Source organism: Microbacterium sp. BH-3-3-3 (assembly GCF_001792815.1).
Classification (GTDB): domain Bacteria; phylum Actinomycetota; class Actinomycetes; order Actinomycetales; family Microbacteriaceae; genus Microbacterium.
The window spans coordinates 3281221-3304412 of record NZ_CP017674.1 but is presented as its reverse complement, the minus strand read 5'-3'; the positions used below and the strand labels follow the sequence as shown (position 1 = coordinate 3304412).

The following is a 23192-nucleotide window of genomic DNA, read 5'->3' as shown; positions in this document are numbered from 1 at the left end:
GATCGCCGCGCCGACCCGCCGAGGTGGCGCCGCGCGTCAGGGCGTCGCGAAGTCGCGCCGCATGATCACGCGGTCGCCCTCGACGGTGCGGATCTCGACCGAGCCGATGCTCGAAGCCGCCAGATCGGTGCCCGCACTCAACTCGGTCGTCGCCCCGGGGCCGGCCCGCCAGGTCGACAGCACGCTCGTCGCACCTGTCTCGTCGGTGATCGCGAGCGCGTAGGGCCAGCCACCCGGAGGCGCGTCGAGGACCTGCCCGGTGTACTCGCACACCAGGTCGATGCGGGTGCCCCACGGCACCGACGTGAGCTTGACCGAGGCTTCGATGGGCGCCCCCGCGACGTCGTCGAGGGCGTAGACCGCGCCCGACGATGAGCTGACGGCGTTCGTCACCGCGATTCCCGCCGGCACGGCGACCGCGATGAGGGCGATCGACGCCGCGAGCGTCCAGGCCGTGGCCCGCCGCGCGCGTCGACGCCGCGCCGCCTCGACCACCCGGCCCCGCAGCGACGGGTCCGGGGCCGCGATCGGCACCGGCCCCGTCGTCGCACCGACCGCGCGGGCGCGATCGGCGGACACACGTGAGAGCAGTCCGGCGGTGGGCGCGAGGTCGGCGATCGCGGCACGGCACTCGGCGCAATCGGACAGGTGCGCTTCGAACTCGGCTCGGTCCGGAGCGTTCAACGCCCCGAGCACGTAGGCGCCGTCCCACATCGACAGACGTTCATGATCGACGCTCATCGGGTCACCCCTCTTTCCTGCAGCGCGAGCCTCAGCGCTCGCACCGCGTAATGCAGTCGCGACTTCACCGTTCCGGCCGGGATGCCGAGTTCTTCGGCGGCCTGCGCGACGCTACGACCCCCGTAATAGGCGCTCACGATGACCGCACGGTGGTCGGGGGTGAGGGTCGCGAGAGCCTCCTCGACGAGGAGCGCATCGAACATGGCATCCGTGTCGTCGTCGCGCACCGTCTCGGGCAGTTCGTCGACCGGCAGCTCGTGCCGGCGCCGCGCGCTGCGCGCTTCGTCGATGACGAGGTTGCGCGCCACGGTGTACATCCACGAACGAAGGGTCGCGGGCTCGTCGTTCATCACGCGCGGCGTCCGCCACGCGCGCAGCAGCGTCTCTTGCACGACGTCGTCCGCGCCGGCGTGATCACCCGTGAGGCTCACCACGTACCGCCACACGGGCACGGCGTGGGCGTCGTACAACGCCGTCAGCTGCGCGTGTTCATCTCGCACCACGCCGGTCCCCTCTCTTCGTTCACGGGGAACACGGGATACCGGGCCCGACGGTTCAGTTCGGAACGCTGCCGATGATCGCCGTCATGAACTGCTGGTCACCGACCAGGGCCAGCGTCACGCAGAGGCCGGCCAGCAACGCCGTGACCACGAAGCCCGCGAGCGGGATCCAGAACGCGACGCGCCCGCGCCGCAGGCGACGCCAGGTGAGCACCGCGGTGAGCAGCCAGCCGATGCCGTAGACGAAGGCGGCCGCCGCACCCCAGAGGTATCCGGCCGACAGGTTGGTGTAGCTCGCGTCGACCCCGAGGATCTTGGCGGCGGTCTCGGCGTACGTGGGGAAATCGAGCAACTGCACGATCGTCGACACCGTCGACACCAGTCCGTACGCGAGCAGACCGCCCGTGAGGATGCGGTCCCAGAGCGGGCCGCGCAGGCCCACGCGCCCGGCGCCGGCCGGCGGGGTCGCCTTCTCGGCCACCGGCGCGACGGGTTCGGGCTGCGGTGCGACCCCGGCCTCGAGCGCCTCGGTCACCTCGGGACGCTGGATGCGCGCGCGCTGTTCCTCCGGCGTCGCGTACTCGCCGTACTGCGGGCGGGGGCGCGCGTCGTCGCCCGGGGCGGTCGACCGTTCTGCGCCGTCGCTCACGCGCTGCTCCGGCCGCCGAGCGCGCGGCTGTCGCGCTTGCCGCTGGCATCCTGTCGCAGTTCCTTGGGGAGCGAGAAGATCAAGTCCTCTTCGGCGGTGCGCACCTCTTCGACATCGCGGTAGCCGGCGCGGGCGAGCTCTTCGAGCACCTCGCTCACGAGCACCTCGGGCACCGAAGCGCCGCTGGTGACGCCGACGGTCTCGACACCGTCGAGCCACTCCTGCTTCACCTCGTCGATGTAGTCGACGCGATAGGCGGCCTTGGCGCCGTACTCGAGGGCGACCTCGACCAGACGCACGCTGTTCGAGGAGTTGGCCGATCCCACGACGATGACCAGGTCGGCGCCGACGGCGACCTTCTTGATCGCGACCTGACGGTTCTGGGTGGCGTAGCAGATGTCGTCCGAGGGCGGGTCCTGCAGCTGCGGGAAGCGCTCGCGCAGGCGCCGCACGGTCTCCATCGTCTCGTCGACCGACAGCGTGGTCTGCGAGAGCCAGACGACCTTCGACGGGTCGCGCACCTCGATGGCATCGGCGTGCTCGGGAGAGTTGACCACCGTCACGTGCTCGGGGGCCTCGCCCGCGGTGCCCTCGACCTCTTCGTGGCCTTCGTGGCCGATCAGCAGGATCTCGAAGTCGTCGCGCGCGAAGCGCACGGCCTCGCGGTGCACCTTGGTCACGAGGGGGCAGGTCGCATCGATCGCCTGCAGACCCCGATCGGATGCCGCCGACACGACGGCGGGCGACACCCCGTGCGCGCTGAAGACGACGTGCGACCCCGGGGGAACCTCGTCGACCTCTTCGACGAAGATCGCCCCCTTCTTCTCGAGCTCGGTGACCACGTGGATGTTGTGCACGATCTGCTTGCGCACGTACACGGGCGCGCCATAGCGCTCCAGGGCCTTCTCGACGGCGATGACCGCGCGGTCGACGCCCGCGCAATAACCGCGCGGCGCCGCCAGCAGCACCTTCTTCTTTCCCTGTACGGGGATATCCTGGAGCCGCCCGCGTCGACCCGGGATACGGGGAACGGGCAGTTGGACGACAGGTGTGCTCACCCCTCGATTCTATCGGGGCGCCCCTGGATGCCGGCCGAACCGGCCACCTCGACCCTTCCGGAGACCATGACCTCGTTCCAGCCCGAGACCATCGCGGGGCAGGCGCCGCCCGCCGACTCCGTGCACCCCCGCGAGTCGAGCACCGATGCGCCCACCTCGGTGTCGCGGCTGAACGACACCATCCGCGGCTTCATCGAACGATGGGGTTCGGTCTGGGTCGAGGGCGAGATCACCTCGTTCAACCGGCGCGGCGGCAACGTGTTCGGCCGTCTGAAAGATCTCGGCACCGAATCGACCGTGGCGTTCCGCATCTGGTCGAGCACGCTCAACCGCCTCCCCGCAGACCTCAAGGTGGGCGACCGCGTCGTCGCGTGCGTGAAGGCCGACTACTTCCCCCGCACGGGCGACTTCTCGTTCGCCGTGTCGGCGATGCGGCACGTGGGGCTCGGCGAACAGCTCGAGCGCCTCGAGCGCCTGCGCGTGCAGTTGCGGTCCGAGGGTCTGTTCGACCCGGTGCGCAAGAAGAAGCTCCCGTTCCTCCCCCACTGCATCGGGCTCATCACGGGTGAGAACTCGGATGCCGAGAAAGACGTGCACCGCAACGCCGAGCTGCGCTGGCCACGAGTGAACTTCCGCACGAAGTACGCCGCCGTGCAGGGCGAGCGCTGCGTGCCCGAGACGCTCGCCGCGCTCAAGGCGCTCGACGCCGACCCCGAGGTCGACGTCATCGTCATCGCCCGCGGCGGGGGCGATCCGCAGACGCTGCTGGGCTTCAGCGACGAACGACTCGTGCGGGCCGTGGCCTCGGCATCCACCCCCATCGTCAGCGCCATCGGGCACGAGAACGACCGCCCCCTGCTCGACGACGTCGCCGATGTGCGCGCATCGACCCCCACCGACGCCGCCAAGCGCGTCGTGCCCGACGTGGCCGAGCAGCGGGCGATCGTGGCGCAGCTGCGGGCCCGGCTCACCGGCCGACTGACCCAGCGCGTGCTGCACGACATCGCGCAGCTCGAGCAGATCCGCTCGCGCCCGGCGCTGCGCACTCCGCACTCCATGCTCACCTCCCGTGCGCAGGAGCTGTGGATGCTGTCGAATCGGGGCCGCGACATCGTCGACCGTCGGCTCGAGAGCGAACGTCGCCGCACGCGCGAGCTCAGCGCGGGCCTGCGCGCGCTCTCCCCGCTCGCCACCCTCGCCCGCGGATACGCGATCGTGCAGAGCGACGGCGGCTCCGTCGTGCGCGACGCCCGCGACGCCCCCGCCGGCGCCGCCCTGAAGATCACGGTCGAACAGGGCACGCTCGCCGCGCGATCCGAGGGCGCCCTGCCCGACGACCGACCGCTCGACGCCGAGGCACCGGGCGACGGCACGACCGCGCGTCCCGCCTAGAATGGATGCCATGACCGCGACGACCCCGGGCTCCGCCTCCGACGTCGCCACCCTCTCGTTCGAGCAGGCCCGCGACGAACTCGTGCGCGTGGTCGCCGAGCTCGAGCAGGGTGCCCCCACGCTCGAGGAGTCGCTGGCGCTCTGGGAACGCGGCGAGAAGCTCTACGCGCGCTGCGAAGAATGGCTCCTGGGCGCGAAGCGCCGGCTCGATGCCGCTCGCGGTGACGCAGGGGACGACTGATGGCCCGCGTCGTCGCCCATCTCGGCCGCCCCGAGACCCCGCAAGAGGCGGCCGACCGCAAGGCCGAGTCGTCGCGCCGGTATCGCTCCAGCAAGACCTTCCGCAACCTCATCGCCGCGCTGCTCGTGACCGTGGCCGTGGTGCTCGTCGTCGTGGCCGCCGTGCCGCGTGGCGAACCCGCCCCCCGTCCCGAGCCCGACGTGGTCGCCCTCACGGCTGATCTCGAAAGCGATCGCGGGCGTCCGGTGCTCACCCCCTCGCTCGGCGAGGGGTGGCGCGTCAACCAGGCCACCATCGAGGGCAGCGGCGGCACGCAGGCGTGGACCATGGTCTACGTGCGCTCCGGGGAGTCCGGCTTCCTCCGGATCGCGCAGGGCTTCGACGCCGACGAGGCCTGGGCCGGACAGCTGCTCGACGGAACCCGGGCCACCGACACCACGACCATCGACGGCATCGAGTGGAACGTCTACCGCCCGGCGAACCCCGCGGGCACCGGCAACATCGAATACGCGCTGGCCACCGCCGCCGGCCCCGACTACGTGCTCGTGTACGGCGACGCCGCCCCCGAGACCGCGGCCCTGGCGGCCGCCTCCGTGACATCCCAGATCGAGCAGTTGAGAGAGGTCCCGTGAGCGAGCGCATGACCCCCCACCAGGTGTGGGAGCAGATGGTCGAGGGAAACCGTCGTTTCATCTCCGGCGCACCCGCCCACCCCCGGCAGGACGTCGAGCGTCGCGCCGAACTGGCCTCCGCGCAACACCCTTCGGCGGCACTGTTCGGCTGCTCCGACTCGCGCCTCGCCGCCGAGATCATCTTCGACGAGGGCCTCGGCGACCTGTTCGTCGTGCGCAACGCCGGCCAGGTCATCTCCGATTCCGTGATCGGCAGCCTCGAATACGCCGTGGGCGTGCTCGAGGTCCCCCTCATCGTGGTCCTCGCCCACGACGCGTGCGGCGCCGTCGGTGCGGCCATCGAGAGCACCGGGGTCGATGCGCCCACCCTGCCCGCGTACATCTGGCGCCAGATCGCCCCGATCGTCCCCGCGGTGCGCCGCGTCCAGCGCGCCGGCGCCGTCGAGGGCCGAGTCCCCGACGCCGTCGATCCCGAGCTGGTCGGCCGCGAACACCTGCGCTACACCGTCGGCGAGCTGCTGCGGGCGTCCGAGCTGATCAGCGAAGCCGTCGCCGAGGGCCGCTGCGCCGTGGTGGGCGCGAACTACCGACTCGACGAAGGGGAAGCCTTCCCCGTCGTCATCGTGGGCGACATCGACGACTCGCGCGTCGAAGCGCCCGCGTGATGAGCCCCAACTGAAGCAGAACGACCGACCTGGAGGAACGACGACGTGACCGACATCGAGTACCGCATCGAACACGACACCATGGGTGAAGTGCGCGTGCCGAAGGACGCCCTGTACGCCGCGCAGACGCAGCGCGCCGTCGAGAACTTCCCCATCTCGGGCTCGGGCCTCGAGTCGACGCAGATCGCGGCCCTCGCCCGCATCAAGAAAGCCGCCGCCCTGGCCAACAAGGAGCTGGGCACGCTGGATGCCGGTATCGCCGACGCCATCGCGCAGGCCGCCGACGAGGTCGTCACCGGTCAGCACGACGCGCACTTCCCCGTCGACACGTACCAGACCGGCAGCGGCACCTCGTCGAACATGAACATGAACGAGGTGCTCGCGACGCTCGCGACCCGCATCCTCGGCTCGACCGTGCACCCCAACGACCACGTCAACGCGTCGCAGTCGTCGAACGACGTCTTCCCGACCTCGGTGCACATCGCCGTCACCCAGGCGCTCATCACCGACCTCATCCCCGCCCTCGACCACCTCTCGGTGGCGCTCGAGGCCAAGGCCGACGCGTGGAAGGGCATCGTGAAGTCGGGGCGCACCCACCTCATGGATGCCACCCCCGTCACCCTCGGTCAGGAGTTCGGCGGCTACGCCCGCCAGATGCGCCTGGGCATCGAGCGCGTGCAGGCCGTTCTCCCCCGCGTCGGCGAGGTCCCGCTCGGCGGCACCGCCGTCGGCACCGGCATCAACACCCCGCTCGGCTTCCCGCAGAAGGTCATCGAGCTGCTCGCGGCCGAGACCGAGCTGCCCATCACCGAGGCGAAGGATCACTTCGAGGCCCAGGCCAACCGCGACGGTCTCGTCGAGGCATCCGGAGCCCTCCGCACGATCGCCGTGTCGCTGACGAAGATAAACAACGACATCCGCTGGATGGGATCGGGGCCGAACACCGGCCTCGGCGAGCTGCACATCCCCGACCTGCAGCCCGGATCGTCGATCATGCCCGGCAAGGTCAACCCGGTCGTCCCCGAGGCCACCCTCATGGTGTGCGCCCGCGTCATCGGTAACGACGCCACGGTCGCCTGGGCCGGTGCGTCGGGCTCGTTCGAGCTCAACGTCGCCATCCCCGTCATGGGCACGGCGCTGCTGGAGTCGATCCGCCTGCTCGCCAACGCCATGCGGGTGCTCGCCGACAAGACGATCGACGGCCTCGAGGCCAACGTCGCGCGCGCCGAGGCGTTCGCCGGCATGTCCCCCTCGATCGTCACCCCGCTGAACAAGGTCATCGGCTACGAGGCCGCCGCCAAGATCGCGAAGCACTCGGTCGCCAAGGGCATCACCGTGCGCGAGGCCGTCATCGATCTCGGCTACGTCGAGCGCGGCGAGATCACCGAAGAGGTGCTCGACGCCAAGCTCGACCTGCTGTCGATGACGCACCCGGGCTGAGCCGCACGACGACGACGCCGAGGCGCGCCATAATCGGAGGATGAGCCCCACGACGAGACCGATCTCGACGCGGGTGCGAATCCTCGGCGCGATCCTCGGCGTCGTCCTGCTCGGCATGATGATCGCCGGCGGCATCACCTTCGCCGCTCAGCGCGAGCGTGTGCTGGCGAACGCGCAGAAGCAGCTCGACGGTTTCGCCTCGTCGGTGGCGTCGAGCTCCGACGATCCGGTCGACCTGGTCGCGGGAACGATCCCCGGCCGCACCGACGGCACGCTCGCGCTCGACGGCGACCAGGTGCTCGCCGCGACCCCCTCGCCCCCCGGTCTGGCCATCGCCGACGATCCGGTGCTCTTGTCCTCGCTGACCGCCCGTCTCGCCGACCAGCAGCTGAGCGGGCAGGCCGACAGTTCCCACGGTCCCGTGCTGTACGTCGCCGTCGCGGATCGCGGAGCGACCGCCGTGCAGGTCATCTCGATCGACCAGCGCATGGAGCTGGTGGCGCTGTCGACGACCACCTACGCCCTCTCGGCGGTGGGAGTCCTGCTGCTCGTGGGAGTCGCGGGGTGGTTCGTGACGGGCCGCCTCTTCTCGCCCCTCAAGCGCCTCCGCGACACCACCGACGCCATCACGATCGACGACCTCGGCACGCGGTTGCGCGCACACGGGTACGACGAGATCTCCGACCTCACGACGTCGGTGAACGGCATGCTCGACCGCCTCGCGATGTCGGTCGACGCGCAGCGACACCTGCTCGACGACGTGCGGCACGAGCTGAAGACGCCCATCACCATCGTCCGCGGACACCTCGAGATGATGGACCCGTCCGATCCTCAGGACGCCTCCGACACCCGTGATCTCGGGATCGCCGAACTCGACCGCCTGGCGCGCCTGGTCGACGACATCGACGCCCTGGCCGATGCCGAGACGGCCACCCTCTCGGCATCCCTCATCGACGTGGGGGGTCTCACCGACCGGGTGGCCGAACTCGTCGGGGCCATTCCCCATCACACCTGGAGCATCGAGGCACGGGCATCGGGCCGTGTCCACGGTGATGCCGACCGTCTCGTGCAGGCGTGGTTGCAGCTGGCCGACAACGCGGCGAAATACACCCCCGCCGGCTCCGCCATCGAGATCGGCAGCAGCGCCGACGACACGACGGCGCGGCTGTGGGTGCGCGATCACGGGCCGGGCATTCCGCCCGCCGCCCGTCACCGCGTCTTCCGGCGCTTCGATCGGATCTCCCCCGGGCGCGGGATCGAGGGCTCGGGTCTCGGCCTCGCCATCGTCGACGCCATCGTGCGCGCGCACGACGGACACTGCTCGGTGGGCGACACCCCGGGCGGCGGCGCCACGATGACCCTCCACCTCCCCCTCGTGCGCGGACGCTCCGCCGCCGAGCTTCCCACCCCGGTTCGCGCCGGAGACGTGGTCCTGCAAAGAGAGGCAACCGGATGACGCGCATCCTCATCGCCGAGGACGAAGAACGCATCTCGGCTTTCGTGGCCAAGGGCCTCGAATCGGCGGGGTATCAGACGGTCACCGTCGGCGACGGCGCCGAGGCGCTCGACACGGCGCTGTCCGGTGAGGTCGACCTGGTGCTCCTCGACGTCGGCCTTCCCTCGATCGACGGCTTCGAGGTGCTCCGCAGCCTGAGGGGGCAGGGTTCGTCGGTGCCCATCATCATGCTGACGGCCCGTACCGGCACGCGCGATACCGTCGAGGGCCTCGACGCCGGAGCCAACGACTACGTCGCGAAGCCGTTCAAGTTCGACGAGCTGCTCGCGCGCATCCGATCGCGCCTGCGCGAACCCGTCCCGACGGGCACGATGACCGTGGCCCACGGCGACGTGACGCTCGACGTGCTCGCCCGCCGTGCGACCGTCGGCAGCCGCGCGATCGATCTCAGCGCCCGCGAGTTCGCCCTCGCCGAGGAGCTCATGCGCCACGCGGGCCAGGTGCTCAGCCGCGAGCAGTTGCTGAGCCGGGTGTGGAACATGGACTTCGATCCCGCGTCGAACGTCGTCGACGTGTACGTGCGCTACCTGCGCGCCAAGCTCGGCGCCGCGCACATCGTCACGGTCCGAGGCGCCGGGTACCGCTGGGAGTGACGCGCACGGGGTGAGGTGCGGTGCCACCGCCCCGGGGCCGGCCGAGCCCGGCGGCGACCGTGCGCGGAAACTCGAAACCCCCGGTGGTGTACCGGGGGTTTCGAGGAGATCACGTTCACTACCGGCCGACGTACCCGAACGACGGCGGCAGGGGTGGAACGGATCTCGGGTTTCCTCAGGGGGAACCGCCGAGGCGGTGACGAGGTTTCCCTCGCCTCTGTGTCCAGCCTGAAGGGTCAAAGTGAGAGCGCGGGGAGGTGGACATGAGAAAGCTCTCATGTGGACCCGCAAGCACGAGAAGAGGGTCGGGACACCGTGGCATCCCGACCCCTCCTCGACCGCGGATCAGGACAGTTCGCCGGCCTCCAGCAGCTCGGTGACCAGGGCGGCGATGGCGGAGCGCTCCGAACGGGTGAGCGTGACGTGGCCGAAGAGCGCGTGCCCCTTGAGCGTCTCGATGACCGAGGCGACCCCGTCGTGCCGACCCACCCGCAGGTTGTCGCGCTGCCCCACATCATGGGTGAGCACCACCCGCGAGTTCTGGCCGATGCGGCTCAGCACCGTCAGCAGCACGTTGCGTTCGAGCGACTGGGCTTCGTCGACGATGACGAAAGCGTCGTGCAGCGACCGACCGCGGATGTGCGTGAGCGGCAGCACCTCGAGCATGCCCCGCGCCAGCACCTCCTCCAGCACGTTGCCCGAGACGACCGAACCCAGGGTGTCGAAGACCGCCTGACCCCAGGGGCCCATCTTCTCGGCCTGGTCGCCGGGCAGGTAGCCGAGCTCCTGACCACCCACGGCGAACAGCGGCCGGAACACGATGATCTTCTTCTGCTGCTGACGCTCCAGCACGGCCTCCAGCGCCGCGCACAGGGCCAGCGCCGACTTTCCGGTACCGGCACGTCCGCCGAGCGACACGATGCCGACCTCGGGGTCGAGCAGCAGGTCGAGCGCGATGCGCTGCTCGGCCGAGCGACCGTGCAGCCCGAAGGCGTCGCGGTCGCCGCGCACCAGCCGGAACTCGCCGTTCCCGGTCACGCGCCCGAGGGCCGATCCCCGCTCGGAGTGGATGATGAGACCGGTGTTGACCGGCAGCCCCACCACCGACTCGCTGACGGCGACCTCGCTCTCGTACAGGTCGGTCATCTCATCGCCCGACACGTCGAGCGAGGTGATGCCCGTCCACCCCGAGTCCATCGCCTGCTCGGCGAGGTACTCCTCGGTGTTCAGGCCCAGCGATGCCGCCTTCACGCGCATCGGCAGGTCCTTCGACACGACGGTCACCTCGGCGCCGTCCTGGGCGATGTTCATCGCCACGGCGAGGATGCGACTGTCGTTGCCGCCCATCCGCATGCCCGAGGGCAGCACCTGGGGGTCGGTGTTGTTCAGCTCGACACGTAGGGTGCCGTCGGTGCCCACGGGGACGGGGAAATCGAGGCGGCCGTGCTCGACGCGCAGTTCGTCGAGGTGGCGGAGGGCCTGGCGGGCGAAGTAGCCGATCTCGGGGTCGTGACGTTTGCCCTCGAGTTCGGTGATCACCACGACGGGGATCACCACCGAGTGCTCCGCGAAGCGGAAGAAGGCCCGCGGGTCGCTGAGAAGAACGGAGGTATCCAGGACATACGTGCGCAGGGCCTGGTCGGATCCGGTTTCGGATCCGGTGTTCTCGACGACGCGACGCTGGTCGTATGGTGCTCGTGCAGTCACAACCCACTCCCGACCCGGGTGAATCACCCGGTTGCCTCGAGTCGACCTGTGGGTCACGAGTCGCGATCCGAAGGTCGACCCGACCGGGCTCCGTGCCCGATGTGATCACCGTACGTCTCCGCGACACCGACGCGGGTCGTTAACACGCCACGAATGTGACGACTTCGTGAACAGCACGTTTTGGCGCCCGACGGGGTGGAGATCACTCGCGTCGAAGGTCGCCCCTCGGCGCCCGAGCGGGTCGTCCTGCTACTGCCCGTAGCGTCGGTCGCGCGCCGAGAAGTCGCGGATGGCCCGCAAGAAGTCGACCTCGCGCAGATCCGGCCCCAGCGCCTCGACGAAGTAGAACTCGGAGTGCGCCGACTGCCACAGCAGGAAGTCGCTCAGCCGCTGCTCCCCCGACGTGCGGATGACGAGGTCGGGATCGGCCTGACCGCCCGTGTACAGGTGCTCGCCGATCTGCTCGGGGGTGAGGCTCGCGGCCAGCTCCTCCATCGAGCCGCCCGAGGCGTCGTGCTTGCTGATGATGGAGCGCACGGCATCCACGATCTCGCTGCGCCCGCCGTACCCGACCGCGAGGTTCACGTGCAGACCCTCGTGACCGCGCGTGCGCTCGGTGGCCTCGTGCAGCACCTCGGCGAGCTCGGCCGGGAGCCCTTCGGCGCGACCGACGTGCTTGACGCGCCAATCGGGCTCGTGCGACAGCTCGCCGGCGAGCTGGGCGATGATCTCGAGCAGGTCTTGCAGCTCTTTGCTGTCGCGCTTGACGAGGTTGTCGTTGGACAGCAGGTAGAGCGAGACCACCTCGATACCGAGGTCGTCGCACCACCGCAGGAACTCGTGCATCTTCGCGGCACCCGCGCGATGCCCGTGAGCGGCGCTGTCGTACCCGAGCTGACGTGCCCAGCGGCGGTTGCCGTCGATCATCATGGCGACGTGGTGCGGCACGGTGGCCGGCATGCGGCGACGCAGGCGCGAGATGTACAGACGGTAGAGGGGCCCTCGCCCCTCGTTCCTCCACACGCGCGCCACCTTCCTACGCTACCGCGTCCCGGCCCGTTCACCGTGAACGTTCAGGTGCCCCTCGCTGGGGAAAGGGTGAGCCCTGCCCCCATGTACGCACCCTGGCATGGGGGCGGACGTAGGGTCGAAGACGTGACGCGCACGACCCCCTCAGACGGACCCGACATGCCCCAGCTCCCCCTCCTCGATGCCGGGGCGGTGGGCGCGCAGGCCGAGGTCAAACCCACCTGGCGCGGCTGGATCCACGCCGGAACGTTCCCCGTCGCGATCATCGCGGGCATCGTGCTGATCGTTGTGGCCCAGGGAACCCCGGGCAAGTGGGCGGCGGCCGTGTTCACGGCCACCTCGATGCTGCTGTTCGGCAACTCCGCCCTGTACCACCGCTTCCACTGGAAGCCCAAGACGCTCGCGGTGCTCAAGCGCATCGACCACGCGAACATCCTGCTGCTGATCGCGGGCACGTACACGCCCCTGGCGGTCCTGGCCCTGCCGACGCCCAAGACGGTGCTGCTGCTCTCGATCGTCTGGGGCGGTGCGATCCTCGGCATCCTGTTCCGCGTGTTCTGGATCAACGCCCCGCGCTGGCTCTACGTCGCGCTCTACCTCGCCCTCGGGTGGGCGGCGGTGATGTACCTCGGCGACCTGCTCGCGGCGAACGTCGCGATGATGGTGCTGGTCGTGGTCGGCGGACTGCTCTACACCGGCGGCGCCGTGATCTACGCGATCAAGAAGCCCAATCCGTGGCCCGGGCACTTCGGGTTCCACGAGATCTTCCACGTGTGCACCGTGCTGGCGTTCCTCTGCCACTGGACGGCGTGCCTGCTGATCGCCCTCGCCCCGGCATACCACGGCGGATGATCCCGGATGCCGGGACCTCCGGCAGGAGTCAGATGCGCGGGGCGGTGGGGTCGGCGTCGTCGGCCGACGCCTCGCGTGCCCGCGCTTCTTCGGCGTCGAGCTCCGCGTTGACCTCTTCGCGGTACCGACCGCGGCGGATGCGACGCAGCATGTCCCAGACGAGCAGGAACACGGCGACGCCGATGAACGCGATGGCGGCGAAGCCGAGCGGACCCGGCGTGACGATCGCGGGGTCGGGAGTGACGGCCGGGGTGGGCGTTGTCGCGAGAGCGACGAGCACGGGGAGCATGGAGTCCTTCGGTCCGGGCGGAAGCGCGTAGCCTGGATGTCCAGCCTAAAGCCCGGAGAGACCATGACGACGCAGGCCCAACTCGACGACCGCTACGGACGCACGCGTTCGCCGCGGCGGCGCATCGTGGGGTGGTCGATCGTGGCCGTGCTCGCCCTCGGCGCGATCGGGTACCTCGGCTGGACGACGGTGGCCGGCAGCCTCGGTTCGGTCACCGCGACCGACACCGGGTTCACGGTCGAGAACGAGCGCTCGGTCTCGACGACGTTCCAGATCACCGCCCCGGTCGGCGAGCCCGTCGCCTGCGCTCTCGAGGCGCGCGACGAGGAGCACGGGACGGTGGGATGGCGGGTCGTGCAGTACCCGGCATCCGAGGAACATTCCCGCGCGTTCACCGAGCAGATCCCGACGCTCGCGCTGGCGACGACAGGTTTTGTCAACGCCTGCTGGGTGCCGTAAACTCGCGGGATCACGACGCGCCCCGGCTCGATGCCGGGGCGTTCGACATATCCCCCGCCGACGGCTTCCGATCCCGCGCCGTCTGCGTTTCGACGAAGGAGTAACCGTGTCCAACGACGCTCAGGTGACGTTCCTCACGCAAGACGCCTACGACCGCCTGCACAACGAGCTCGAGCGCCTCTCGACCACGGGCCGTGAAGAGATCGCCAAGCGTATTGAGTCGGCGCGCGAAGAGGGCGACCTCAAAGAGAACGGCGGCTACCACGCCGCGAAAGACGAGCAGGGCAAGCAAGAGGCGCGCATCCGCACCCTTCAGCAGCTGCTCAAGGACGCCAAGGTCGGCGAAGCGCCCGAGAGCCACGGCGTCGTCGAGTCGGGCACCGTCGTGACCGCCATCGTCGCCGGCGGCGAAGAGGTCTTCCTCCTCGGCAACCGCGAGATCGCCGTCGACTCCGAGCTCGACGTCTACAGCGAGGCCTCGCCGCTGGGCGCGGCGATCCTGGGGCTCAAAGAGGGCGACAAGGGTTCGTACACGGCGCCGAACGGCAAAGAGATCAAGGTCGAGATCGTCAAGGTCGAGACCTACTCGGGCCAGTAAGCCCCACCGTCCGCGAGCCGCTCTCCCCTTCGGGGTGGGCGGCTCGCGGCGTTCGCGGCGGGTGTCGCGCTCAGTGCCTCAGTTGGGAACGACCGTGGCCACGAATCCAGCGTCTTCGAGCGTGCGGATGACGAGGGCCCGGTGCTCTTCGCCGCGGGTCTCGACGCTCAGCTGCAGCACGACCTCGCTGATCTGCATGCCCTGACCGTGACGCGTGTGGAGCACCTCGATGACATTGGCGCCCGCCTGGGCGAGGAGTTCCGAGACGCGGGCGAGCTGGCCCGGACGGTCGGGAAGCGGAATTCGTAGCGACATGTAGCGACCGGATGCCGCGAGGCCGTGCGCCACGACGCGCTGCAGCAGCAGGGGGTCGATGTTGCCACCCGACAGGATCGCCACCGTGGGGCCGGTCGCCGTGACCTTTCCGGCCAGGATGGCGGCGACACCGACGGCACCCGCGGGCTCCACGACCTGCTTGGCGCGCTCGAGCAGCACGAGCAGGGCCCGGGCGATGTCGTCTTCGGTGACCGTGACGACCTCGTCGACGAACTGTCGGACGAGCTCGAACGGGAGATCGCCGGGCCGCGCCACGGCGATGCCGTCGGCGATGGTCGGCGTGGTCTCGATCTGCATCGGGTACCCGGCGGCCAGCGACGACGGGTACGCCGCGGAGTTCTCGGCCTGCACGCCGATGACGCGCACGGTGCGCCCCTCGGCGGCAGCGCGCGTCTTCACCGCCGTGGCGACTCCCGCGGCGAAGCCCCCGCCGCCGATGCCGACGATCACCGTCTCGAGGTCGGGCATGTCTTCGACCAGCTCGAGCCCGAGCGTTCCCTGGCCCACGACGATGTCACGGTGGTCGAACGGGTGGATCAGCACCGCGCCGGTGCGCTCGGCGAACTCGGCGGCAAGACGCAGCGGGGTCTCGACGGTGGCGCCCTCGAGGATGACCTCGGCGCCGTACCCGCGCGTGGCCAGGAGCTTCGGCAGCGGCACCCCCAGCGGCATGAAGATCGTCGCCGCGATGCCGAGCTGCTGCGCGGCGAGGGCGACCCCCTGCGCGTGGTTCCCGGCGGAGGCGGCGACCACGCCCCGGGCACGCTCCTCGGCGGTCAGGCGCGAGAGACGGTATGTCGCGCCGCGGATCTTGAACGAGCCGGTGCGCTGAAGGTTCTCGAGCTTGAGGTTGACCGGCACGCCGAGCAGTTCGGTGAGGTGCAGCGATTCGTCGAGGGGCGTCCGCGTGATGATGCCGCGCAGAGCCTGCGCGGCATCTTCGAACTCGGCCAGGGTGGGAGTGTCGTTCATGTCTTCCTTCCGCGCTCGCGCGGGACTGTCTGCCAGATGAGATCTCGGGATGCCAGGGCCTCGCCGTCGTGCTGCCATGCCTTCGAGCTGAGGTACACGGCGACGACGTTGACGAAAGCGGCGAGGGGCACGGCGAACAGCGCGCCGGCGATCCCGCCGATCATCGCGCCCCCGGCGACGACGAGGACGACGGCGAGCGGATGCACCTTGACGGCCGAGCCCATGAGGATCGGCTGAAGGATGTGACTCTCGACCTGCTGCACACCCAGCACCACGATCAGCATGAACAGCGCGATGAGCGGTCCGTTGTAGACCAGCGCGATGAACACCGCGAGAGCGCCGGTGGCGACGGCTCCCACGAACGGGATGAACGCGCCGAGGAACACCAGCACGCCGATCGGGATCGACAGCGGAACGCCGAGCAGGAAGGCACCGAGACCGATGCCGATCGCATCGATGGTGGCGACCAGCAACTGCGTACGGGCGTAGCTCTTCACGGTACGCCAGCCGGCCCGGCCGGCGCCGTCGACCGCGGGGCGGGCGACGCGCGGGAAGAGCCGCGTGGTCCAGCGCCAGATCCCGCCGCCGTCGGCGAGCAGGCACAGGAGGATGAAGAAGGTGAGCAGCAGTCCGGTGCCCACGTGCCCGAGCGTCGTTCCGATGGCGAGGGCCCCGGTCCACAACACCTCGGCCTGCTGCTGGAGGAACGTGCCCGCGCGGTTCAGGCCGTCGTCGATCTGCTGCGCACTGAGGTGCAGCGGGCCGTCGATGAGGTACTGCCGGAACTGCCCGACCGCGGCGACCGTGCGCTCGCGTACCGACCCGAATTCTCGGGCGATCTGCCAGACCGCGAGCCAGACCAGGCCCGAGATGATCGCGATGGTGGCGAGCACCGTGACGACGATGGCGAGCCATTTGGGCCACCGGTGTCGCAGCAGGAACGAGAAGCCGGGCCACACCAGCGCGGTGACGAGGATCGCCACCAGCAGCGGGATGACGAGCAGCTTCAACTGGATGACGATGAAGATGACGACGCCGAGGGCCGCGGCGATGATGAGCAGCCGCCACGCGTAGGCCGTGGCCTGGCGCAACGCCGGCGGAACCGGGGGCTGCAGATCGCTCGAGACGGTGCGCCGCTTCAGGGCGTCGAGGAAGGATCCGCGGGGTTCGGGATCGGTTCCGGTCATTCCGTCAGCCTACCGCCGCTCTCCCCAGCGATCGCTGCGATGTCGGCGGTGGTGGATACGGTGAGGAGCATGACCACGACGCTTCGTCGCGCCGACGCGCGCCGTATCGCCCTTGCCGCGCAGGGCTTCGCCCGCGCCCGTCCCGAGATGGTGGGCACGCGCCAGATCACCGGGGCGCTGCATCGCATGCGCATCCTTCAGATCGACTCGGTCAACGTCTTCGCGCGCTCCCACTACATGCCGCTGTTCGCCCGCCTCGGCGCCTACGACACCGGGCTGCTCGACAAGCTCGCGTTCTCGCGGCGGCCGACCTGGGTCGAGTCGTGGGCGCACGTGGCGTCGCTCGTCTCGGTCGACGATTGGCCGCTGCTGCAGTTCCGTCGCGACGCGATGCGCGCCAAGTACGGCGACGACGAGTGGGCGCGGGCGAATCGGCCCCTGCTCGACTGGCTGCGCGACGAACTGGCCGCGCGCGGGCCGCTCCGACCGGCCGACATCGACCACGACGCCCGAAGCGGCTCGCGGGGGTCGTGGTGGGGGTGGGACGACGTGAAGAACGGGCTGGAGCGACTGTGGCTGAGCGGCGACGTCGCCATCGCCGGACGCCGGGGGTTCGAGAGACGCTACGGGCTGGCATCCGATGTGCTGCCGGCGGCGGCGCTCCAGACATCGGTCCCCCGCGTCGCGGCCATCGCCGAGCTCGTGCGCCGCGCCGCCGTCGCGTACGGCGTCGCCACCGCGGCCGACCTGGCCGATTACTGGCGCATCCGCGACCGCCCCGTGGTCCTCGCCGCGATCCGCGATCTGGTCGACACCGGCGAGCTGCTTCCCGTCGAGGTCGAGGGCTGGCTCGTGGCGGGTCGCCCCGCGAAAGCCTGGCTGCATCGCGACGCCGCCCGCCCTCGCAAGCTCGACGTCGCGGCCATTCTCACCCCGTTCGATCCGATGGTGTGGTTCCGTGACCGTGCCGAGCGACTCTTCGACTTCGATTACCGGATCGAGATCTACACGCCCGCGCCGCAGCGGCGGTTCGGGTACTACTCGCTGCCGGTCGTGGTGGGCGACGACGTGGTGGGCCGCCTCGACCTCAAAGCCGATCGCGCGAACAGCACTCTCCGCGTGCAGTCGGCCTGGTGGGAGCAGGGGGCGCCGCCCGATGCCGCCGACCGAGTCGCCGAAGAGCTGCGAACCGCGGCGCGGTGGCAGGGCCTGGAGCGCGTGACGGTCTCGCGCTGGGGCGACGCGGTGGACGCCATCGCGGGGGCGTTGCGCGCCGAGCGGCACGACCACCCCGACGACCGCGCCAACGTAAACGCGCCCCCTCCGGTGAGAGGGGGCGCGTGAGGTCAGAACTGCACGCGTGGGGGTTCCGCGATCGCCGCACCGTCGACGACCTCGAAGAACTCGCGCTCGCGGAAACCGAGCTGACGCGCGAAGAGGTTGTTGGGGAAGACCTTGATCTTCGTGTTCAGCTCCCGCACACCCCCGTTGTAGAACCGGCGCGAGGCCTGGATCTTGTCTTCGGTGTCGACGATCGAGTGCTGCAGCTGCAGGAAGTTCTGGCTCGCCTGGAGCTGCGGGTACGCCTCGGCAACGGCGAACAGCGACTTGAGCGCCTGCTGCATGTGCCCCTCGGCGACACCGGCCTCGGCCGGGCTCTGGGCCGACAGCGTCTCGGCGCGGGCGCGGGTGACGTTCTCGAACACGGCTTTCTCGTGGGCCGCGTAGCCCTTCACCGTCTCGATGAGGTTGGGCAGCAGGTCGGCGCGACGCTTGAGCTGCACGGTGATGTCACTCCAGGCCTCGTCGACACGCACGTTCAACGCGACCAGGGCGTTGTAGGTGGCCCACAGGTAGATCCCGGCGATCGCCAGAATGCCGACGATCACGATGACCGGTACAAGCCACTCCCACATAAGTCCCCACCCTCAGTTCGCGAGATTGCCCTTCAGTGTAACTGCGGGGCGCCGGCCGGAACGGGCGGGTGGCGGGGACTCCCAGAGAACGTGCATAGTACGCGGAGCGTCCGTGGAGCGCGAGGATACGGCGTACCCCCGGTGGGACTCGAACCCACACTGAAGCGATTTTAAGTCGCCTGCCTCTGCCATTGGGCTACGGGGGCCCGACCTCCACCGTATCGCTCGACGGCGCGGCATCCGGGGCCGTGTACGACGAGACCCCCGTACCCGGCGGGGTACGAGGGTCTCGATCAGCGGAAGGTCACTTCGCCGCGACGGGCTCGGCCTTCTTCTCGGCCGGAGCTGCCGGCGCCGGAGCGTCGGCCGCGGGCGCCGCCGGACGCGGGCGCGCGGCGAACTCCTCGAACGCGGCGCGGGGCTGCTGGACGGCCTCGAGGTTGACGACCTCGCGACCGTGCAGGAAGTTCTGCACCCAGTCGCCGACGACGCGGAACTTGCGCTCCCACGTCGGCATGGCCAGACCGTGGTAACCGCGGTGGGCGAACCAGGCGATCAGGCCGGTCAGCGCGATGTTGCCCGACTGGAATGCGCCGTTGTAGAGCCCCAGGCCGGCGACGGCGCCGAGGTTCTTGTGGTTGTACTCCTTGGGCTCCTCGCCGCGCAGCACCGCGACGAGGTTCTTCGCCATGAGCTTGCCCTGGCGCACCGCGTGCTGGGCGTTGGGAACGCAGAAGCCGCCCACGCCGCCACCCGACAGGTCGGGGACAGCCGAGACGTCTCCGGCGGCCCAGGCACCCTGGACGATCTCTTCTTCGGTGCCGACGCGCAGGTCGGGGCGCGTGCGGATGCGACCACGCTCTTCGACGGGCAGGTCGCTGCCACGGACGACCGTGGGGTTGGCCATGACACCGGCGGTCCAGATGATGAGGTCGGTCGGCAGGTTCTCGCCGGTCGACAGCTCGATGACGCCGTCGACGGCGCCCTTGACCTGCGTGTCGAGGTGCACGAAGGCACCCTTCTTCGCGAGGTCGGCGAGCACCCACTCGCTCGTCTTCTGCGACACCTCGGGCATGATGCGGCCCATCGCCTCGATGAGGTGGAAGTGCGTGTCCTCGAACGCGAGCGTGGGGTACTGCTTGAGCAGCGACGACGCGTACGCGCGGAGCTCCGCGAAGACCTCGATGCCGGCGAAGCCACCACCGACGACGACGACGGTCAGCAGGCGGTCCCGCTCGGGACCGGCGGGCAGCACCGACGCCTTGTCGAAGTTCGACGTGAGGCGGTCGCGGATGGCCACGGCCTCTTCGATGGTCTTGAGCCCGATGGCGTTGTCGGCGATGCCCGGGATCGGGAACGTGCGCGACACGGCGCCGGCGGTCACGACGATGTGGTCGTAGCTCTGCTCGAACGTCTCGTCACCGGCGATCGGAGAGATCGTCGCCGACTTGGTGGCGTGCGAGATCCCGGTGATCTTGCCCGCGATGACGGTGGTGCGCTTGAGGTGGCGGCGCAGGCTCACCACGACGTGGCGCGGCTCGATCTCGCCGGCGGCGACCTCGGGGAGGAACGGCTGGTACGTCATGTACGGCAGCGGGTCGACGAGCGTGACTTCGGCCTCGTTACGGCCGAGGAGCTTCTCGAGCTTCCACGCGGTGTAGAAACCTGCGTAGCCCCCACCGACGATGAGGATTCTGGGCACGGTAGTGGTCACGATGTGAGGGACTCCTCGTTTGTGGTGCGGCTCGGCTCGCGGGAGATGCGCGCCTGTCTTATTCGCCGGGCAGCAGCAGTGACACCGAGCGCAATCATTATAGCGGCCAGTGTGCCCGCGCCGAGCGGCAGCGATCCGTACAGAACGCTATCGCGCGACGGCAGCAGAGGCGAACCCGCCTCGGGCGCCGATGTCACCGGCGGCAGCGGTGGAATCTCGACCGCCGTGGCGGTCGGGGTCGGCGCGGGTTCCGCGTCGGCCCGACGGTAGAGCCGGATCCACTCCGACAGGCTCCCGAGCGGGTTCTCCGAGACGGTGTCGACCCGCGCCGAGATGGCTGCCGCCGCGTTGACGAGTCCGTAACCGTAGAGCTTGTCGGGCACGGTCGTGGCGCCGGCGGCGGGCTTCGCGGTGCTGATCAGACGGTTGAGGACGTTATCGGCATCCAGGTCGGGGTGGGCCGCGCGAACGAGGGCGGCGATGCCGGCGACGATGGGAGCGGCCCCGCTCGTACCGTTCCATTGCACGAGCGTGCCGTCGGCCGACACCCCGCGCAGGCGCTCACTCGGCGCCGACAGCCCGATCGTGATGCCCTGCGTCGACGCGCTGCTGCTCGCGGTGCCGTTCGGGTCGACGCCGCCCACGGCGAGGACGCCCGGGATCGTGGCGGGCGCCCCGACGCGGTCGGTACCACTCCCCCGGTTGCCCGCGGCGACGACCACCACGACGTCGTTGTCGAAGGCGTACTCGAACGCGTCGTCCCAGCTGCGGTCCCAGTCGAGGGTGTTGGTGGTCAGCGACAGGTTGATGACGGTCGCACCGTTGTCGACCGCCCACCTCATGGCCTCGGCGATCTGCTCGGTGAACGGTTTGGTCGTCGAGGCGCCGAAACCGACCGAGATCGACAGCAGCTCCGCTTCGGGTGCCACCCCGATCATGCCGCGGCCGTTACCGGTCCCCCGCGAAGCCGCGAGCGAGGCGACCCAGCTGCCGTGGTTGGCGTCGACGGCGCCGACCGGGGTGCGCCCGTCCGACGAACCGACACCCGACACGTCGGTGCCCCCCGCGATCGCACCGTTGAACTCGACGGGGCCGCGCCCGATCCCGGTGTCGATGATCGCGATCTTCTGCCCCGCGCCGCGCGTGGTGTTCCACGCCTCGCGCACGCCGTACTGGTCGAGCCAGTACTCCGACGCGCGGACCGAGTCGGTGGGGTCCTCGGGCACGGGCGGAGCCGGTGTGGCGTTCGCGGGGGCCGAGGGAGCCGTGCCGGTCAGCACGGGCGGAGCGGTCGCCGCGCCGGTCAGCACCATCGCGACGACGATGGATGCCACCCCCGCGACGACGCGTTTCATCCGCCGGTCCCGGGGCTCTCGCACTCGCAGCGCTCGGGCGAGAAGGTGCCGCGCTCCAGTGCACGGTCGCCGATGGGGTTCACACCCGGCCCGGCGGCCAGGGAGTGACCGGCGAGGGCGTGCAGACACTTCACCCGGGTGGGCATGCCACCCGCCGAGATCCCCGCGATCTCCTCGGGCTCGCCGTACGCCGCGCGATCGCGCAGATAGGCCTCGTGCGCGGCGAGGTACTCGGCGCGCAGGTCTTCGTCGGCGGCGAGCTCGTCGGTGAACTCCACCATGACGTGACCGGCCTCGAGCACCGACATCGCCGCCGTGGCCGCGGGGTGCGTGAGGTAGTAGAACGTCGGAAACGGGCTGCCGTCATCGAGTCGGGGCGACGTGGCCACGACGGTCGGGTTGCCGCAGACGCACCGCGCGGCGATGCCGATGACCCCGCGGGGCACGCGACCCAGCTGCGCCTGCAGCACGGCGAGGTCGGCGTCGGACGCGGGGGGAAGGTGCGTGGTAGTCATCGCTCCCAGGGTACCGGTCCGGTCTCGGCGTTCCGCGAGATCGGCGTCGGCGGTCGGAGTCCGAGCGCGACGGGAGCCCCGCGGGTCGCGCGACGGGCGCGCCCGTCGCTGTCGCCGCTCACGGGGCGGGCGTCGCCTCGGGTGCGGGGGTGGGGTCGGGCACGCCGATCTCGACCGTGGTCGGCACGGCCACCTGCGCGGCACCCGAGTCGGCGACCGAGCGCACGAGCTGCGCCATCCAGTCGGTGCGGGTCTGACCCACGTCCTCGCTGACGTCCTGCTGCTCTTGGGGGGTGGCCGAGACGGGCAGGTCGTTGTCGATGAGGTACACGACCTCGCCGGGGAACGTGTAATACAACCGCTCGCGCGCCTGGGTGGTGATGTAGGCGGGGTCGGACCAGCGCTCTCGCTGCGACTCCAGTTCGGCGACGTCGTCGCGGCTGACGGCGACCGCGTTCTCCAGCGCCTGGATCTGCTGACGCTGATCCATGTAGGTGCCCACGGTCGGCACGAGCACGAAGGTGCCGAGCACGACGAGCCCCAGCATGATGACGACGAAGCCCGACACACGCACCTTGCCGAGCCACTCGCGCACGTCGACGCGACGCGGGGTCGACGGCGCCGAGCGCGATGCACGGGGTGACGGGGCGGCCTTCGCCGACTTCTTCGTGCCGGTCTTCTTCGCGGGCGTGGTGCCGGATGCCACGGGCCGGCGGGGAGGCAATGTCGGTCGGTCCACGGCATCCCCTCTCGTTCTCGCCCGCGCGGTTACGGGCGACGGGCGGAGCCGAGTCTACGTCGCCGACCTGCGGGGTCCCAGGGACGCGCCGAGCCTC

General features: G+C 70.2%; 25 protein-coding genes and 1 tRNA gene. 11 read left to right on the top strand and 15 right to left on the bottom strand.

Features of this window, described 5'->3' with window-relative positions:
* Positions 1 to 36: 36 nt before the first annotated feature.
* From BJP65_RS15210 to BJP65_RS15195, 4 genes are read right to left on the bottom strand one after another with little or no spacing between them, the layout of a single operon-like run.
* The gene (locus BJP65_RS15210; protein WP_070409676.1) at positions 37 to 741 is read right to left on the bottom strand and encodes a zf-HC2 domain-containing protein; all 705 of its coding nucleotides are present in this window, start codon (positions 739 to 741) and stop codon (positions 37 to 39) included.
* Positions 738 to 1244 (bottom strand): sigma-70 family RNA polymerase sigma factor, encoded by a 507-nt coding sequence (locus tag BJP65_RS15205; protein ID WP_083285890.1) that lies wholly within the window; start codon positions 1242 to 1244, stop codon positions 738 to 740. The genes BJP65_RS15210 and BJP65_RS15205 overlap by 4 nt, the downstream gene beginning before the upstream one ends.
* Positions 1245 to 1296: 52 nt before the next feature.
* Positions 1297 to 1890 carry a DUF6264 family protein gene (locus BJP65_RS15200; protein WP_070409675.1) on the bottom strand — a complete coding sequence of 198 codons (594 nt, stop codon included), beginning with the start codon at positions 1888 to 1890 and terminating at the stop codon, positions 1297 to 1299.
* Complete coding sequence (locus BJP65_RS15195) at positions 1887 to 2948, bottom strand: 4-hydroxy-3-methylbut-2-enyl diphosphate reductase (RefSeq protein WP_181015947.1); 1062 nt, start codon at positions 2946 to 2948, stop codon at positions 1887 to 1889. The genes BJP65_RS15200 and BJP65_RS15195 overlap by 4 nt, the downstream gene beginning before the upstream one ends.
* Before the next feature lie 66 nt (positions 2949 to 3014).
* Between BJP65_RS15195 and xseA the strand changes: the two genes are divergently transcribed.
* The 7 genes from xseA to BJP65_RS15160 are packed head-to-tail and all read left to right on the top strand — an operon-like array spanning position 3015 to position 9427.
* Positions 3015 to 4340, top strand: coding sequence for an exodeoxyribonuclease VII large subunit (xseA, locus tag BJP65_RS15190; protein WP_070410053.1), 1326 nt, complete (start codon positions 3015 to 3017; stop codon positions 4338 to 4340).
* Position 4341: 1 nt separating this feature from the next.
* The gene (locus tag BJP65_RS15185; protein WP_055836088.1) at positions 4342 to 4581 is read left to right on the top strand and encodes an exodeoxyribonuclease VII small subunit; all 240 of its coding nucleotides are present in this window, start codon (positions 4342 to 4344) and stop codon (positions 4579 to 4581) included.
* On the top strand, positions 4581 to 5213 hold the full coding sequence (locus BJP65_RS15180) for a DUF4245 family protein (RefSeq protein WP_070409674.1): 633 nt from the start codon (positions 4581 to 4583) through the stop codon (positions 5211 to 5213). Before BJP65_RS15185 ends, BJP65_RS15180 begins: the two co-directional genes overlap by 1 nt.
* On the top strand, positions 5210 to 5878 hold the full coding sequence (locus tag BJP65_RS15175; RefSeq protein WP_082509617.1) for a carbonic anhydrase: 669 nt from the start codon (positions 5210 to 5212) through the stop codon (positions 5876 to 5878). The genes BJP65_RS15180 and BJP65_RS15175 overlap by 4 nt, the downstream gene beginning before the upstream one ends.
* Positions 5879 to 5923: 45 nt before the next feature.
* Positions 5924 to 7318 carry a class II fumarate hydratase gene (locus tag BJP65_RS15170; protein WP_070409673.1) on the top strand — a complete coding sequence of 465 codons (1395 nt, stop codon included), beginning with the start codon at positions 5924 to 5926 and terminating at the stop codon, positions 7316 to 7318.
* Positions 7319 to 7358: 40 nt separating this feature from the next.
* The gene (locus BJP65_RS15165) at positions 7359 to 8774 is read left to right on the top strand and encodes a HAMP domain-containing sensor histidine kinase (RefSeq protein ID WP_070409672.1); all 1416 of its coding nucleotides are present in this window, start codon (positions 7359 to 7361) and stop codon (positions 8772 to 8774) included.
* Positions 8771 to 9427, top strand: a complete 657-nt coding sequence (locus BJP65_RS15160) for a response regulator transcription factor (RefSeq protein WP_070409671.1) — start codon at positions 8771 to 8773, stop codon at positions 9425 to 9427. The genes BJP65_RS15165 and BJP65_RS15160 overlap by 4 nt, the downstream gene beginning before the upstream one ends.
* 345 nt (positions 9428 to 9772) lie before the next feature.
* On the opposite strand, the gene BJP65_RS15155 is transcribed toward BJP65_RS15160, so the two are convergent.
* Both BJP65_RS15155 and BJP65_RS15150 read right to left on the bottom strand, forming a co-directional pair.
* Complete coding sequence (locus BJP65_RS15155; RefSeq protein WP_055939533.1) at positions 9773 to 11134, bottom strand: PhoH family protein; 1362 nt, start codon at positions 11132 to 11134, stop codon at positions 9773 to 9775.
* Between the two features lie 249 nt (positions 11135 to 11383).
* Positions 11384 to 12157: an isoprenyl transferase gene (locus tag BJP65_RS15150; RefSeq protein ID WP_070410052.1), complete on the bottom strand. Its 774-nt coding sequence runs from the start codon at positions 12155 to 12157 to the stop codon at positions 11384 to 11386.
* Positions 12158 to 12322: 165 nt separating this feature from the next.
* On the opposite strand from BJP65_RS15150, the gene BJP65_RS15145 reads away from it, so the two are divergent.
* Positions 12323 to 13015, top strand: a complete 693-nt coding sequence (locus tag BJP65_RS15145; RefSeq protein WP_055837791.1) for a hemolysin III family protein — start codon at positions 12323 to 12325, stop codon at positions 13013 to 13015.
* Between the two features lie 28 nt (positions 13016 to 13043).
* Here BJP65_RS15145 and BJP65_RS15140 read toward each other — a convergent pair whose 3' ends face one another.
* Positions 13044 to 13304 (bottom strand): hypothetical protein, encoded by a 261-nt coding sequence (locus BJP65_RS15140; RefSeq protein WP_070409670.1) that lies wholly within the window; start codon positions 13302 to 13304, stop codon positions 13044 to 13046.
* Between the two features lie 63 nt (positions 13305 to 13367).
* Between BJP65_RS15140 and BJP65_RS15135 the strand changes: the two genes are divergently transcribed.
* Positions 13368 to 13763 carry a DUF4307 domain-containing protein gene (locus BJP65_RS15135; protein ID WP_055836069.1) on the top strand — a complete coding sequence of 132 codons (396 nt, stop codon included), beginning with the start codon at positions 13368 to 13370 and terminating at the stop codon, positions 13761 to 13763.
* A gap of 106 nt (positions 13764 to 13869) precedes the next feature.
* Positions 13870 to 14361, top strand: coding sequence for a transcription elongation factor GreA (greA, locus tag BJP65_RS15130; protein WP_055836066.1), 492 nt, complete (start codon positions 13870 to 13872; stop codon positions 14359 to 14361).
* Positions 14362 to 14439: 78 nt separating this feature from the next.
* Here the strand turns inward: greA and ilvA are convergent, their stop codons facing one another.
* Positions 14440 to 15669: a threonine ammonia-lyase gene (ilvA, locus tag BJP65_RS15125; RefSeq protein WP_070409669.1), complete on the bottom strand. Its 1230-nt coding sequence runs from the start codon at positions 15667 to 15669 to the stop codon at positions 14440 to 14442.
* Positions 15666 to 16856 (bottom strand): AI-2E family transporter, encoded by a 1191-nt coding sequence (locus BJP65_RS15120; RefSeq protein WP_070409668.1) that lies wholly within the window; start codon positions 16854 to 16856, stop codon positions 15666 to 15668. Before BJP65_RS15120 ends, ilvA begins: the two co-directional genes overlap by 4 nt.
* Positions 16857 to 16925: 69 nt before the next feature.
* Between BJP65_RS15120 and BJP65_RS15115 the strand changes: the two genes are divergently transcribed.
* Positions 16926 to 18200 carry a winged helix-turn-helix domain-containing protein gene (locus BJP65_RS15115; protein WP_070409667.1) on the top strand — a complete coding sequence of 425 codons (1275 nt, stop codon included), beginning with the start codon at positions 16926 to 16928 and terminating at the stop codon, positions 18198 to 18200.
* A gap of 2 nt (positions 18201 to 18202) precedes the next feature.
* Here BJP65_RS15115 and BJP65_RS15110 read toward each other — a convergent pair whose 3' ends face one another.
* The 6 genes from BJP65_RS15110 to BJP65_RS15085 form a co-directional block, all read right to left on the bottom strand.
* A complete protein-coding gene (locus tag BJP65_RS15110) occupies positions 18203 to 18772 on the bottom strand; it encodes a LemA family protein (protein WP_055836054.1) in 570 nt (189 codons plus the stop codon).
* Positions 18773 to 18905: 133 nt separating this feature from the next.
* A tRNA-Leu gene (locus BJP65_RS15105) sits at positions 18906 to 18978 on the bottom strand.
* A gap of 98 nt (positions 18979 to 19076) precedes the next feature.
* Positions 19077 to 20486 carry an NAD(P)/FAD-dependent oxidoreductase gene (locus BJP65_RS15100; protein ID WP_235561593.1) on the bottom strand — a complete coding sequence of 470 codons (1410 nt, stop codon included), beginning with the start codon at positions 20484 to 20486 and terminating at the stop codon, positions 19077 to 19079.
* Positions 20483 to 21841: a S8 family serine peptidase gene (locus tag BJP65_RS15095; protein ID WP_070409666.1), complete on the bottom strand. Its 1359-nt coding sequence runs from the start codon at positions 21839 to 21841 to the stop codon at positions 20483 to 20485. Before BJP65_RS15095 ends, BJP65_RS15100 begins: the two co-directional genes overlap by 4 nt.
* A complete protein-coding gene (locus BJP65_RS15090) occupies positions 21838 to 22356 on the bottom strand; it encodes a DUF501 domain-containing protein (RefSeq protein ID WP_055836045.1) in 519 nt (172 codons plus the stop codon). Before BJP65_RS15090 ends, BJP65_RS15095 begins: the two co-directional genes overlap by 4 nt.
* A 118-nt stretch (positions 22357 to 22474) precedes the next feature.
* Positions 22475 to 23095, bottom strand: coding sequence for a septum formation initiator family protein (locus BJP65_RS15085; protein WP_258027495.1), 621 nt, complete (start codon positions 23093 to 23095; stop codon positions 22475 to 22477).
* Positions 23096 to 23192 lie beyond the last annotated feature (97 nt).